Annotated in this window: 13 protein-coding genes; 6 read left to right on the plus strand and 7 right to left on the minus strand. The window is 57.3% G+C overall.

Features of this window, described 5'->3' with window-relative positions; genetic code table 11:
- Positions 1 to 112: 112 nt before the first annotated feature.
- Positions 113 to 886, plus strand: coding sequence for a uroporphyrinogen-III synthase (locus HDF14_RS20680; RefSeq protein WP_183980480.1), 774 nt, complete (start codon positions 113 to 115; stop codon positions 884 to 886).
- A 70-nt stretch (positions 887 to 956) separates the two neighbouring features.
- Positions 957 to 1922, plus strand: coding sequence for a hypothetical protein (locus HDF14_RS20685; RefSeq protein WP_183980482.1), 966 nt, complete (start codon positions 957 to 959; stop codon positions 1920 to 1922).
- On the opposite strand, the gene nth is transcribed toward HDF14_RS20685, so the two are convergent.
- Together nth and HDF14_RS20695 are read right to left on the minus strand one after the other, a co-directional pair.
- Positions 1919 to 2689: an endonuclease III gene (gene nth, locus HDF14_RS20690; RefSeq protein ID WP_183980484.1), complete on the minus strand. Its 771-nt coding sequence runs from the start codon at positions 2687 to 2689 to the stop codon at positions 1919 to 1921. The two genes, HDF14_RS20685 and nth, sit on opposite strands and share 4 nt — an antisense overlap.
- Positions 2690 to 2694: 5 nt before the next feature.
- A complete protein-coding gene (locus HDF14_RS20695) occupies positions 2695 to 3507 on the minus strand; it encodes a chlorite dismutase family protein (protein ID WP_183980486.1) in 813 nt (270 codons plus the stop codon).
- A gap of 70 nt (positions 3508 to 3577) precedes the next feature.
- On the opposite strand from HDF14_RS20695, the gene HDF14_RS20700 reads away from it, so the two are divergent.
- Positions 3578 to 4204 carry a DedA family protein gene (locus HDF14_RS20700; protein WP_183980488.1) on the plus strand — a complete coding sequence of 209 codons (627 nt, stop codon included), beginning with the start codon at positions 3578 to 3580 and terminating at the stop codon, positions 4202 to 4204.
- A gap of 63 nt (positions 4205 to 4267) precedes the next feature.
- Here HDF14_RS20700 and HDF14_RS20705 read toward each other — a convergent pair whose 3' ends face one another.
- Positions 4268 to 4573, minus strand: a complete 306-nt coding sequence (locus HDF14_RS20705) for a hypothetical protein (protein ID WP_183980490.1) — start codon at positions 4571 to 4573, stop codon at positions 4268 to 4270.
- Between the two features lie 426 nt (positions 4574 to 4999).
- On the opposite strand from HDF14_RS20705, the gene HDF14_RS20710 reads away from it, so the two are divergent.
- The gene (locus tag HDF14_RS20710; RefSeq protein WP_183980492.1) at positions 5000 to 6004 is read left to right on the plus strand and encodes a hypothetical protein; all 1005 of its coding nucleotides are present in this window, start codon (positions 5000 to 5002) and stop codon (positions 6002 to 6004) included.
- Between the two features lie 74 nt (positions 6005 to 6078).
- Here the strand turns inward: HDF14_RS20710 and HDF14_RS20715 are convergent, their stop codons facing one another.
- Entirely contained in the window at positions 6079 to 6654 is a 576-nt protein-coding gene (locus HDF14_RS20715) for a KdsC family phosphatase (protein ID WP_183980494.1), read from the minus strand.
- A gap of 149 nt (positions 6655 to 6803) precedes the next feature.
- Between HDF14_RS20715 and HDF14_RS20720 the strand changes: the two genes are divergently transcribed.
- Positions 6804 to 8159: an inositol-3-phosphate synthase gene (locus tag HDF14_RS20720; RefSeq protein WP_183980496.1), complete on the plus strand. Its 1356-nt coding sequence runs from the start codon at positions 6804 to 6806 to the stop codon at positions 8157 to 8159.
- Positions 8160 to 8248: 89 nt separating this feature from the next.
- Here HDF14_RS20720 and HDF14_RS20725 read toward each other — a convergent pair whose 3' ends face one another.
- The 3 genes from HDF14_RS20725 to HDF14_RS20735 form a co-directional block, all read right to left on the minus strand.
- Complete coding sequence (locus HDF14_RS20725; RefSeq protein ID WP_183980498.1) at positions 8249 to 8764, minus strand: hypothetical protein; 516 nt, start codon at positions 8762 to 8764, stop codon at positions 8249 to 8251.
- Positions 8765 to 8956: 192 nt separating this feature from the next.
- On the minus strand, positions 8957 to 9568 hold the full coding sequence (gene yihA, locus HDF14_RS20730) for a ribosome biogenesis GTP-binding protein YihA/YsxC (protein ID WP_183980500.1): 612 nt from the start codon (positions 9566 to 9568) through the stop codon (positions 8957 to 8959).
- Between the two features lie 97 nt (positions 9569 to 9665).
- A complete protein-coding gene (locus HDF14_RS20735) occupies positions 9666 to 10526 on the minus strand; it encodes a hypothetical protein (protein WP_183980502.1) in 861 nt (286 codons plus the stop codon).
- A 607-nt stretch (positions 10527 to 11133) separates the two neighbouring features.
- Between HDF14_RS20735 and HDF14_RS20740 the strand changes: the two genes are divergently transcribed.
- Positions 11134 to 13245: a hypothetical protein gene (locus HDF14_RS20740; RefSeq protein WP_183980504.1), complete on the plus strand. Its 2112-nt coding sequence runs from the start codon at positions 11134 to 11136 to the stop codon at positions 13243 to 13245.
- Positions 13246 to 13400 lie beyond the last annotated feature (155 nt).

The following is a 13400-nucleotide window of genomic DNA, read 5'->3' on the forward strand; positions in this document are numbered from 1 at the left end:
TTCCTCTGGCCTCAACCTCAAGCAGCGATGCAGGGTCAAATTCATAGCGGGCAAGGATAGCAGTCATTAGCTGCCGAGGGACAGGAGAAAGACAACATACAATATCCCAAGGATGCCAACCCTAACCAACAAACGCATCCTCATCACGCGAACCCGCCACCAGGCCTCCGACCTCGCCGCTCAACTCGAAGCCCTCGGCGCGACCCCAATCCTTATCCCCACCATCGAGATCGCCCCTCCCGAAACCTACGCCCCACTCGACGCCGCACTAACCTGTCTCCGCACCTACGACTGGCTCGTCTTCACCAGCGCCAACGCCGTTGAAGCCTTCCACCACCGTGCCCAGTTCCAGCGCCTCACCCAACTCCCCAAACATATCGCCGTCATCGGCCCCGCAACCCTGCGCGCCGCCAACAATATCGGCCTCACAGTCGATCTAGTCCCGCCGAAGTACATCGCCGAATCTCTCGCCCAAGCGCTCCTCCCCGAAGCCCCTGGCAAATCCTTCCTTCTAATCCGCGCCGCCGAAGCCCGCGACACAATCCCCGAAGCCCTCACCGCCGCCGGAGCCATCGTCACCATCGCCGAAGCCTACCGAAACCAAATCCCCCCCGACTCCATCTCCGCACTTCAAGCCCTCTTCAGCACCCCGGCAAACTATCCCGACGCCATCACCTTCACCAGCGCCTCGACAGCCCGCAACCTCATCACACTCCTTGAGACCGCCAACCAGACGCTCCCACCGAACATCGCTCTCGCGTCCATAGGCCCCATTACCAGCCAAGCCCTCCGCGAATTCGGCTACGAGCCGACCCTCGAAGCCGCCGAAGCCACCATCCCCTCGCTGGTGCAATCACTCCTCGACCATCTTCGCCCATCCGATTAGCATCATCGCTGCTCCTGTTTCAGACTTCGCAAGCGGCCCCTACACTCCGATGGCGCAGAAAGCAGGCTGTATGCGTAATCCATCTCGCTCACCGCGCCTCAGCTCTCTTCTCGTAGTCGCAATGTTGGCGATGATCGTTCTGCCCGCGGCCCTCACTCTCCACACGGTACATCTCTCCGCGCTGAAGCCCGCAACGGCGACGAATCCGTACTCCTCCCCCTACGGTTACACCGTAAGCACGCTACTCTTCGTAGTCCCCATCCTCGTGATCGCCCTCTGGTTTGTCCCATCAGAAGGAGTCAGAATCGAAAAGAAAAGTTTCTGGTGCACCATCGCTCTCCTCTTTCCCATCGGCGCAGCCCTCGACTTCTTCTTCGCCAGGTACTTCTTCGTCTTCCCCAACGCAGGCGCCACCCTAGGAGTCAAAGCCCCAGCTCTAGGCGATCCGGTCCCGATCGAAGAGTACGCCTTCTACCTAACCGGATTTCTATGCATTCTCCTCATCTACATCTGGTTCGATCAGTACTGGCTCGCCGCCTACAACATTCACGGCGAGGCTGTTGAGCGACGACAGTTCCAACGGCTTCTCAAACTCCATCCCGAATCAATCCTCTTGGCCGTGATCCTCATCGCAGGAGCAATCCTCTACAAGCGCCATCTCTCAAACGAGCCCGTCGGCTTTCCCGGCTACTTCATCTTTCTCTCCCTCACTGCGCTCGTCCCATCGTCCGCGTTACTTCCATCGGCCCGTCCCGTCATCAACTGGCGCGCCTTCAGCTTCGCAGCGTTCTTCATTCTGTTGATAAGCCTTCTATGGGAAGTAACCCTCGCGATCCCGTACGGCTGGTGGAACTTTCGCAGCGAGCAAATGTTAGGAATTCGCATCACCGCATGGGGAGCGCTTCCGATTGAAGAAGTCTGTCTCTGGATCGCAGTGACCTACGCGACAGTCCTCGTCTACGAGACCATCAAATGCTGGCAGTCCTCAGGCAAGCCGCTACGCCACGCACTCTTTGGCGAACCAAGCAGCACCTAGTGAGAACTCCACGTCTTATCCCCAGAGTTACAAAGCCTCTCCAGCGTGCAATCCACGCACCGAGGCTTTCGCGCCACGCAGATCTGCCGCCCATGATGAATCAGCTCATGCGAAAACGCGATCCACCGATCCTGCGGAATGATCTTCATCAAGTCCCGCTCCACCTTCTCCGGCGCACTCTCTTTGGTCAACTCCAGCCGTTTCGACAGCCGCATCACATGCGTATCGACCACCACTCCCACAGCAATCCCGTACCACGACCCCAGCACCACATTCCCCGTCTTCCGAGCCACCCCCGGAAGCGTCAAAATCTCTTCCATCGTCTGAGGCACCTTCCCCCCAAACTCCTCGGTCACCACCCGCGCCGCACCTTGAATCGACTTCGCCTTATTCCGAAAAAATCCTGTAGTCCGAATCAACTCCTCAAGCTCGGGCAGGGAAGCCGCAGCCATCGCCTTCGGTGTAGGAAACGCCTTGAACAGCGCAGGCGTCACCAGATTCACTCGCACATCCGTACACTGCGCCGACAGAATCGTAGCCACCGTCAGCTCCCACGCGTTCTTATGGGTCAGCGCACAAACTACTCCCGGATAAGTCTTCCGCAGAGCATCCAGAATCGCCGCAACCCGCTCCGGCGCCAGCGGGTTCGCCGTTTTCCCAGCCTTCTTCTTAGCCGCCACCGGCTCGGACTTCGCAATCGCCCGCGCCTTCGCCCCAACCACAGCCTTAGCCTTCGCAGCAGTTCGAACAACGGTAGTCTTCGCCATGCGTTCTAACCCAGCCGGTCCAGCATCTCCGCCGGCGGAACGCGCACACAACTGAAGATCGGTGTGTCCTCGAGCGTATACATGCTGATCTCAGTCTCCCGAAGCTGCTGCACCAGATCCAGAAAGTCCTCCGGAAAATTCGTTTCGAACGCCACCACAAACTCCTGGTCGTCGATCCCGAACGAGTAAGTCGTATTGAGCTTCACTCGCGGATACATCAGTCCAATGCGAATATGCTCATCCATCAACCGCTTCCGCTCCGTCGCTGGCAGCAGATACCAGGGCCGCGTCTTCCAGAATGGATAGATAAAGATGTACTTTTGCCCACCCGGACGAATCGCACCACGTCCTTCGCCTTCACTCTCATCCGGACGATCAATCTGATACTGCGAACGCTTCGTCATCGCCAGAAAGTTATGTGGCGAGTTCAGATACCCTCCCAGCGGTGTCCGCATCAGCTCACTACGCATCTCATTCAACTCATCCACGCCATACCCAATCGACCAGACGCACATATCCACATCGCCCCGCGTCCCAATCGTCGAGTACGTCAACGAAACAAACTCTCCCGGCTTATTCCACTTCGTCAGCACATCGACAAACGCCGCCTTATGCTTCGCCTTCTCGTCCGCAGGCAGTCTCCGCCACTCCGGCATCACCTTATAGAAGCTGAAGCAGACAATCTGCCGCTTCACCGCCGGCTTCGACGGATCGTGTGGTGCCGCCCCGTAGCTGCTCGCCGGCCGTCCCGTCGTCGGTGCAGCCGCCGCAGTTTCACTAGAGATCGAGGTTCCCGCTTCAGTAACAGTATTTGACATGGTGCAAATCTCCTGACTCTTCCATGCTAGCTCATCCGCCCCTAACCCTCACCTCGTATACTGCACCTACATGTCAGAGAAGATCATCGCCCTCCTCATCGGCGCCATCGCCAGCGGCGGCTACGCCAGTGTTGTCCTCCTCATGGCCATCCAATCCGCCTGCATCCCCATTCCCTCCGAAGTCATCATGCCGCTCGCGGGTTACGCGCTCGCACACACCCAACTCCAGCTCATCATCCTCGCCACCGTAGCCTCTCTCGCATCGAACCTCGGCTCCATCCCCGCCTACTGGGTCGGCGCAAAGGGCGGGCGCCCCATGGTCGAACGCTACGGCAGCATGATGCTCCTTAGCCGTCGCGACCTAGATCTCGTCGATCACTTCTTCGCCAAATACGGCTCCATCACCGTGCTCATCGGACGCATGCTCCCCATCGTTCGCACCTTCATCGCCTTCCCCGCCGGTGTCGCGAAGATGAACCAACTCCGCTTCCACATCTACACCTTCATCGGCTCCTGGCCCTGGTGCTACGCCCTCGCCTACATCGGCATGAAGCTGGGCGCAACATGGAACACCAACCCCCGCTTCAAAGAGATCTTCCACCGCTTCCACCTCGGCGTAGAAGCCGTCATCATCCTCGGCTTCATCTGGTTCGTAGTCTCCCACTGGAAAAACCGCATCCGCACCGAACCCGCTTAGGAATTACGGTTTACCGTTTGTAAACAGAAATTTCGATCCTGAGCTGAACCAGCCAAGCTGCCTTCAACGATGTTGAATCTCGCTTCGATAAAGCAACTTGCCCGGCACGAACTCCGTGGCAAGGCCCATCAAAGCTCCAAAGAGACCGCCGGCGCGGGCCAGACCGCCCGTGAACTTCGCGTTGTTCGTAGTCTCAGGGTTCTTGATCCCGGAGTCGACTATGGCGCCGATCCCTGCACCGACACCTGCTCCAATAAGCGTTCCACCGATGATCGATGCGGTCGCGTTCCGTGCACGGATAAGCAGGATTTCATCCCTTTGGAGCGAGATTGAATGCTCAACGCCAGCTTTTCTCTTGTGGCAGACCAAACCATTCTCGTCGGCTGAGTCAAAGGAACAAAAAAACTTCTCTTTGCTCAGGGTGATTCGGATCGAGCTGCCTGACTTAATAGTTTTTACGACTTGCCACCCTGCCGTCGACGACTGCGCCCGCCCCGTTGCCGAAGCAGTCAGGAGCAGGGCAAAGCAAAGCACGAAGTGTAGAAAGCAGGCGCGGATTCTGCTACTCCCCTTGCAGTTCACTATGGATCGCGCATCACTATAGCTGTTCGCGAAGAGGCTGAGCAAGCCTAGAATGGCGGCATTAACCTTTCGAACACGTAACACACTGCCGACAAATTTAGCGTTGCTTTTGATGAGTCTCGTCGAGTACGCTCGGCTGCGCCTCTTGATCTCGTCCCTTCGCGCTCGAACATTGCACTCCCCAGCTCGCGTCCCCCAACCTTCGGAGCTCACTTGACCCGATCCCTCTTTCGCAGATGCCTTCTCAGTTCACTGCCTGGAACGTTCGGTGTTTTTCTTCTGACAGGCACTTCCATTGCCTTTGCGGGTGCTCGCGAACCTGCCGAGCCTAAGACAAAGCTGACCGAAGGAACAGCGTCGGTCCAACCCCTGCCCGATGCCCCGTTTCCCGCCCTAATTTCGACTGCGAGGGTGACCAACTTTCGATACGAGGGAGTCAGCGATAATCCGGGCATTGAGTCAACCGCGACTGCACCGGCGACAGAGAAGGAGATCGCCCGAGAGCAGCTGACCGAGGGATGCGAGACCGGTAGAATCCGCGGAAAGGCCTGCAAGGTGCACTGGTGGCCAATACTGGGGCAGTCGTTCGAGTTTCTTACGGCGCAGCACTCGGGCAACATTCTGTTGGACTCCGAAACCCGGCACGACCTTACAACAAATCCTTATTGGTCCACGTACGTATTCTGCGTTGAGCACTACCGCTGGTATCAATGGTCGGACGATACGACCTTCATCGTGCATGACGTCGGCCATCCGATGATGGGCGCAATTGTCAGCAGCATCTTTGAACAGAACGACCCGAAGGCGCGCGCGCTTGTGTTCGAGAACAACGGAAATTACTGGCGGAGCAGGCTGAAGGCGATGGCGTACTCTGCGGTGTATAGCGCTCAATGGAAAGTCGGGCCGGTGAGTGAAGCTTCGATCGGCAACAGCGGGCGAAATACCTATTATGTCGCCCATCTTGGCCGCACGACCAATGAAACAGGATTTCAGGATTTCGTCATCACACCTGTGTACGGATTTGGCTGGAATGTTGGTGAGGATGCGATCGACCGCTACATCATGCCGAAGATCCATGAACATGTTAAGAATCGCTTCTATCTGACGACCCTATTCTGGATGACACCGTGCAAGTCGGCCGCCAACCTGTTGCGATGGAAACCGACGTACTATCGGGACAAGGCCACTGCGCCAGCCGCAGATTCGAGCAGCAACTAGCTCGAGGGAACAGTCGCGGTCGATTCGTCCACAAACACGGCGAGATCAGAAATCGAAACGGCCAGCCCGATGTACTACGCAAGCGCTAGCGGCACGGCCTCTTCCCAGCGCCCCTGTGCTTTCAAAATGAGTTCTATCACTTCGCGCGCGGTGCCTCGCCCCGCAAGTCGCCGAGTAGTGAAGTGACAGACTGCTCGCAACTCGGGTACTCCATCGGCCACGCACACCGCCAGCCCGGCACGCCGTGCCAGAGGAATATCAGGCAAATCGTCGCCCATATATGCGACTTCTTCTTCCGTCACGCCAGCCTTTCGCATGCACTCCTCGAAAGCCTCTGTCTTCTTCGCCTGTCCCAGATAGACAAAAGTGACCTTCAGCTCCTCGGCGCGCTTGGCTACAGCGGGTGAGGACCGACCAGTGATGAACCCTGTTTGAATTCCCATCGTGTGGGCAAGCGAAAGCCCCTGCCCATCTTGGGCGTTGAATACCTTCATTTCGGACACGGCCGCCGAACCATCAGGGGAAGTCGATGAAATCAGGCATACGCCACCATCAGTAAGGGTGCCATCCACGTCCATCAGGAAGAGCTTAATCTTCCGGGCGCGTGCCAGTACATCGGGCGAAGCGAGGGCAACAGCTACGTCGGTCATACGAACGATTCTAATGCAGACGCGGTCGCACTCGGTACTCCGTATCGCATACCCTCGCGCCACCCCATTTGCCGCCACCCTTCCCGCTAAGCGATACTAAAGAGTCCGCATTACACGGAATATCGCACGATAGAAGGGTACCGCCAAGAATGTCTACACCCCCGGCCGCTAAGCCAGCATCCGCTGCGCAAGACGCGGCAGCCATCAAGCCTGCCACTGGAAAACTAGGCGTCATGATTCCCGGCATGGGAGCCGTCGCCACCACACTCATCGCCGGAGTAGAAGCTATTCGCCGCGGCTTCGCCAAACCCATCGGTTCCACCACGCAGATGGCTACCATCCGCCTTGGCAAACGTACCGACGCACGCAGCCCACTCATCAAAGAATTCATCCCCCTCGCGGACCTCAACGATCTCGTCTTCACCGGCTGGGACATCTTCGGCGGCAATCTCTACGACGCAGCCAAGACCGCGCAGGTCCTCGACCGCGACCAACTCGAACAGATGCGTCCCTTCCTCGAGTCCATCGAGCCTCTGCCCGCCGTCTTCGACCAGCACTACGTCAAGCGCCTCACTGGCCAGAAGGTCAAGACCGGCAAGAACAAGTGCGACCTCGCCAACCAGATTCGCAACGACATCGCCGAGTTCAAAACCAAGACCGACCGCCAGGTCATGATCTGGTGCGGCTCCACCGAAATCTACCTCGAGCAGACCGCCGTCCACCAGACCCTCGAAGCTTTTGAGCAGGGCCTCGTCGACAACGACCCCGGCATCTCCCCCTCGATGATGTACGCATGGGCCGCACTTAAGGAAGGCATCCCGTTCGCCAACGGTGCACCAAACCTCACCGTCGACATTCCCGCGCTGCAAGAGCTTTCGAAGAAGATGAACGCTCCCATCTGCGGCAAGGACTTCAAGACCGGCCAGACCTTCATCAAAACCGTCCTCGCCCCCGCCTTCAAGGTCCGCAACCTCGGCGTCGCCGGCTGGTACTCCACCAACATCCTCGGCAACCGCGACGGCGAAGTCCTCGACGATCCTGACTCCTTCAAGACTAAGGAAGTCTCGAAGCTCGGCGTCCTCGAGCACATCTTCCAGCCCGAACTCCACCCCGACCTCTACAAGGACCTCTACCACAAGGTCCGCATCAACTACTACCCACCTCGCGGCGACAACAAAGAGGGTTGGGACAACATCGACATCTTCGGCTGGCTCGGCTATCCCATGCAGCTCAAGGTAGATTTCCTCTGCCGCGACTCCATCCTCGCCGCACCTCTCGCCCTTGACCTGATCCTCTTTATGGACCTCGCCGCTCGAACACCCTTATTGCGTGGCCTCGGTATTCAGGAGTGGCTCAGCTTCTACTTCAAAGATCCCGACTCCGCACCCGGCGTCTACCCAGAGCACGATCTCTTCATCCAGCACATCAAGCTGAAGAACACCCTCCGTCACATCATGGGCGAAGACCTCATCACTCACCTCGGCCTCGACTACTACGGCGACTAGCCTCACGTCGAAATCCGACGACAAAAGGCGGCTGTGAAGACCTTCTTCACTGCCGCCTCTGTCTTTAACGAGATACCCGCCTGCTCATCCTAAGGTTGGACCAGAGGAACCTGCGACGCTAGCTGCAGGTCAATCAGCATAACCAGACGCCGATCCATCTGGAAAAATAGGGCGGTCTTTCTGCCGGAGATTACTTGGCTGAAGATCGGGACGTACTTCAGTCGCAACTGCGCAGCCTGCGCATCGACTGTCAGCAAATTGCTAGTCAATGCCAGGGCATGCTCATCCGTGAGCGAACTGTTGAAGGTGTTGGCATATTCCTTAATGACCCCATACTTCGCATCATTGATCTTTACCAACTCTGCCGTGTACTGGTCATAAAGAGGCCAGAACTTCACTGCCTCGGCATCACTCAGCTGAAGATTCGCGGCAATAATCTGTTTCTTCTGAGAGCGAATATCTTTCCTGAGTAAATCAACGTCCTGATCTACCGTGTTCTGGGCCGGTGGGTTGGAGGGTGTTTGCGCCGAACTTTGACCACGAGACACGCCAGTCAAAATCAAAATTGATGCCAGGCTGATCGATAGAAGATTTTTCGTCGTCATAGATGTCTTTTCCTTCTCATTTTCACGTTTGTATTATGTTCGACATACGACTGGCCCGGAAAACGGATCGGCGCCATCTGATATCAGGCCGACCCAACTGTCAACTCTACACAGTTCTGCGCGCCTTCGATTCAGGCATTCGCTGTTTGAAGCCAAGATACACCCGCCTGCAGATGCGACAGTTCGAAAAAGCTACTCCGCCACTTCCATCATCTTCGCCCAAAGCATCTTCGTCCCCACATCCGTCTTAGCCGAAACCGGAAGAATCTCCTCAACTTCGTGGGCCTTTTTCAAAACAGCAATAGACTTCGCCAGCTGATTATTCGACAGCCGATCCGCCTTGGTTCCCACCACCAGGTACGGCCGCTGCGTCTGCTTGAAATATGTAATCAATTGAGTATCACTTTCCTGCGGCGGAATATTCGTATCCACCAGGCAGATACAAAGCGCCAGCGTCTCCCGTTCCGCAAGATAAGGTTCAATAAACGAGGGCCACTCCGCCGAGATCGACTTCGAGATCTTCGCGTAACCATATCCAGGCAAATCGGCGAAGATCAACGTAGGCCGAATCTTCATCTTGTCGCCCGCACCCTCATGTAACGCAAAGAAATTGATCGCCCGCGTTCGTCCCGGCGTTGACGAAACCTTTGCCTCCTGCGATCCCAGCAGTGAATTAATCAGCGAGGACTTGCCCACATTCGAACGCCCCAGGAACGCCACCTCAGGCGCTCCATACGTCTTCGCTTCAGAAGGGAAGTGCGCGACGTCGGTCGCAGACAACAAAAAAACAGGATTGAGCCGCATCTCACAAGTCTACCGTCAGCAGCCTGCGCTCTCCCAACATCGTCGCAGCAAAAAAAACACCTGCCCCAAAGAAGGAGCAGGTGCCGTACAGCTAAAGTTACTGTTGCGGAGGAGGTGGAGGCAGAGCTGTATCTGATTCCCTCGGCTCCCTCGCCCTCGCCGTAACCGTGACCGGCGCCGTCAGGTGGAAGGTCACGGTGGACTCCGACGGAATCACAACATCCTTGTTGCCCGTGAACGCCGCACCAGCCGTTCCAGCGCCAGCTCCAATCAGACCGCCGATCAGCGCACCCTTGCCGCCGCCAGCCAATCCTCCAATCAGAGCACCACCACCCCCACCGCCGCCTATAAACCCGGCGGTCCGTTTTCCCTTACCCTTCTCTTCCTTCTCGTAGGAGCTCGTGCTGACAGACATTCCCGAAATAGAGGTCACAGCGATACCGAGCGCACCCGCCCCCTTGAACTTACCGCGACCCTTCGCAGCCACTACCGTGCCGACAACGTGTGCCCCACGGGGGAATACAGTTCCGCCGCCGGAAGCTTTCACTGGAGCGGCCAACACGCCGGTAAATCCATCGCCGACATTGTTATGGCTCGCACTCAGCTGTTCGGTCACCGTCACCGTAACCGTAGCTCCAGCGGGAGCCGTAATCCTCACCGGCGGAGGAGGAGGCGGTGGGGCGACAGGAGCCGCAGTCATCGCCTGCCCGGGAGCCGCAGTCATTGCCTGATCGGAAGGCGGTGGTGGCACAGCCGGTACCCCGGTTGTCGGCGACACTGCAGGAGTTGCCGGGGCCGTAGCCGCGCTCGACGAGTTTGGAGCTGCCGGTGTTCCATCAGGGTTCTGGCTTTGTGTCGGAGCCGGAGCTGGAGCAGGCGTTGAGCTCTTGCATCCGCTCAAAAGTAGGGTCGACGAAAGGGCTAAGCTTGCTGCGAGATACATCGTTTTCAAACGCATGGTCTTTCTCCGGTCGCAATGATCTGATTGGCGAAGCACTCTACTGGGATAGATTAGCCTTCTTTACTGAAAGTTGTCCGAAAATTAGGGGGCACTGACTATGCCAGGTCTTCAATACCTGATCGCTTACCTGGATCAGTTCTGTCATCCGGGTGTCGGTTCTTGGCCGTCATTAACCAAATGGAACCAATTAGCCCGCTATTCGGAAGCTGCAATTACTTGCATATCGCGGCAGTCAAAGCCCTTGCAAAACACCGCCTCCGCGGTCCACACTTCCAACCTGCGCCGTACCAATGACCCAAAAGTGTCACGACTTATTTAGCAACAGAATGGCCAACCTCGGTTATGCTCCATCTTGAGATGTCGAGAAGTTTTCAGTTTTCCGGTAATTGTCCTCCCCACAGGGGCCTTCCTTCCCGAAGAAGCTCCGTTATCGAAGGATGTTCCAGATGTTCTATTAGAGCTTTTGCTTTGACCTGGCAATTCGATACCTTTTCCCCCAGCCTGTCTCACTTTTAATCTGACGTTGTCCCGCTGGTCAGCACAACTTGTCGCTTCGGATCTACCTTGAACAGCAACCGCACTACCATCTTCGGAGGGAACACCCATGATTGGCAATTCTTTCGCCCGGCTGACGGGCTCAAAGCGAAATCTGCTCGCGCTTATGGCTTCGAGCGCGGTATTCACAGCCGGTTGCGCCAATATGGCGACGACGGCTTCGAACCCAACCCCTCTCGGCCACGCTGCCACACTCAGCGGAAAGATCCATGGCGGCAATCAACCTGTCATCGGCGCAACCGTCAACCTGTACTTCTCCGGACTAAAAGGCAGCACAACGCCAGCCGTTCTCGCCGCTACGACGACGACCGACCCTGCAGGCTCCTTCGCCTTTAGCAAGGACGCCACCAACGGCGACCCCAATACCGGAAACACCTTCTCCTGCCCTTTAGGCTTCGACCCACTGGTCTACGTGATCTCGACAGGCGGAAATACTCAGAACAACGGTGACTCAACGCAGACCAATACCGCCGCAGCCTTCATCTCGGTCTATGGCAACTGCCTGGAACTCACCGCGGCCAATCACGTCGACATGACAGAAGTGACCACGGTAGCCACAATGGCTGCGGTTCAACAGTTCTTCAATCCCGTGCCCGCCAGCGGAATCAAGAACTCCATCATCTTCGACGGCACGGGTCAGCAGTCTAACATCGTAACTCAATTACCAGCCACGATCGCCCTATTGGCCGATCCTTCTGCAGGCACCGCGGTCACCTCCACGACCATCGCTGCCAGCGGAAGCAACGTTGATCCAAGCGTCTCCGTCACAGCGACGCCCGAGCCCGGCAAAGTCAACCTCCTGGCCAACATCTTGTCCGCATGCATCAATGGCCCCAACAATGCCACTCCGGCCTGCACCACGCTCTTTACCTCGGCAACACCTCCGAACACCGCCTACACGGCCAACTTCACTACCGCAAGCTTCCCTCAGGCGATCGACACCCTTCAGGCCATCTATTACTTGCTCTCGAATCCTACAAGTGGTGGCTCTGGAAACATCGGCACCATCTTCGGTCTCGCTGGTGGAGTCAGCGGCCCATATCAGCCGGCACTCGCCACCCAGCCCACGGACTGGACCATCGCGATCAGCTACGCAAGCACCAACACTTGCGGCAGCGCCTCCGGTTCATTCATCAACTCGCCCATCGACATCAATATCGACTCTGCGGATAACGTATGGATCGACAACGTCCAGGCCACCGGCGGCGGCAATCTCTCCGAGATCAGCGGAGCTGGTGTTCCCCTCACCTGCGTCCTCCAGGGCACTGGCAGCTCTCTCGGCGGAGCAACCGTCGACAACTTGGGCAATGTCTGGACTGGCTCAGGCACAAGCCTCTACCGCTACAGTAACGGAAACACTCTTGCCTTCCCTGCCACAGTCACTCCCATCGGCGTCACTGCAGATGGCCTTGGCAACATCTACTTCACTGCTGTCAACGGTGGCGTTGGCTCCCTCTATCAAATCCCGGGCGGTGCAAGCGCGACCGCAGCCATTGCCCCCATTCAGATCTCCAACACCGTTGGTCCCAACCCGGTGCGGCTCATGCCGGACTATCAGAAGAATGGTAGCAACGTCACGATCCAGGGCAACATCTTCGTCACCTCTGGAACCACCTCGGTGGCTGAAGTTTCGCCAAGTGCCCTGCCAACCGCACCAGGCTACCTCAACGGGTTTGTTACCTCCACAATCCCAACCAGCGGCAACTCTTACGGCATATCGCTCGGACCGCAAAATAATCTGTATGTCTCTGCCGTCGACAGCGGTGCCATCACCGCCCTCACCCTCTCTGGCGGTAACTACGTCCCGCTCGGTAGTTTCCCCTTCACGACTCCGGGAACCATCGGAATCGCAACTCCCACCTCGATCGCAGTGGATGGTCGTCTCAACGTATGGATTCCGAACAACGCAACCGGCAATACGAGCGTGAGCGAACTGGGAAGCACGAATGGCGCGGCGTTGGGTCTCTCACCCTCCACCGGCTTCCAGAAGGATGCCTCCTACCTTACCGGCGGCCGTGCTCTTGCGGTCGATCAGGCAGGAAACGTCTGGGTTGCAGGCGACGGCATCAACTTCGTCACCGAGATCGTCGGCGCTGGTGTACCGATCTTCCAGCCCTACTCACTCGGTCTGCAGAAGGGCCGCTTCCAGACCATTCCCTAACCCAACGCTTGACCGAACCACAAGAGACCCCGGAGTCATTCCTCCGGGGTCTTCTTCATTCACCCCGTAATTGACCGATCCATATTCATTGGTCTCGGCGTCGATAACAGCACTGGTTCTTCCGGTAAAGTAAGAGCAGTTGCGCAAACACTATC

The organism is Tunturiibacter gelidiferens, assembly GCF_014201335.1.
GTDB lineage: Bacteria > Acidobacteriota > Terriglobia > Terriglobales > Acidobacteriaceae > Edaphobacter > Edaphobacter lichenicola_E.

What these genes read in the sequence shown, in the direction of transcription:
- HDF14_RS20680 (WP_183980480.1), top strand. Translation starts at nt 113, where the DNA reads ATGCCAACCCTAACCAACAAACGCATCCTCATCACGCGAACCCGCCAC.
- HDF14_RS20685 (WP_183980482.1), top strand. Translation starts at nt 957, where the DNA reads ATGCGTAATCCATCTCGCTCACCGCGCCTCAGCTCTCTTCTCGTAGTC.
- nth (WP_183980484.1), bottom strand. Translation starts at nt 2,689, where the DNA reads ATGGCGAAGACTACCGTTGTTCGAACTGCTGCGAAGGCTAAGGCTGTG.
- HDF14_RS20695 (WP_183980486.1), bottom strand. Translation starts at nt 3,507, where the DNA reads ATGTCAAATACTGTTACTGAAGCGGGAACCTCGATCTCTAGTGAAACT.
- HDF14_RS20700 (WP_183980488.1), top strand. Translation starts at nt 3,578, where the DNA reads ATGTCAGAGAAGATCATCGCCCTCCTCATCGGCGCCATCGCCAGCGGC.
- HDF14_RS20715 (WP_183980494.1), bottom strand. Translation starts at nt 6,654, where the DNA reads ATGACCGACGTAGCTGTTGCCCTCGCTTCGCCCGATGTACTGGCACGC.
- HDF14_RS20720 (WP_183980496.1), top strand. Translation starts at nt 6,804, where the DNA reads ATGTCTACACCCCCGGCCGCTAAGCCAGCATCCGCTGCGCAAGACGCG.
- HDF14_RS20725 (WP_183980498.1), bottom strand. Translation starts at nt 8,764, where the DNA reads ATGACGACGAAAAATCTTCTATCGATCAGCCTGGCATCAATTTTGATT.
- yihA (WP_183980500.1), bottom strand. Translation starts at nt 9,568, where the DNA reads ATGCGGCTCAATCCTGTTTTTTTGTTGTCTGCGACCGACGTCGCGCAC.
- HDF14_RS20735 (WP_183980502.1), bottom strand. Translation starts at nt 10,526, where the DNA reads ATGCGTTTGAAAACGATGTATCTCGCAGCAAGCTTAGCCCTTTCGTCG.
- HDF14_RS20740 (WP_183980504.1), top strand. Translation starts at nt 11,134, where the DNA reads ATGATTGGCAATTCTTTCGCCCGGCTGACGGGCTCAAAGCGAAATCTG.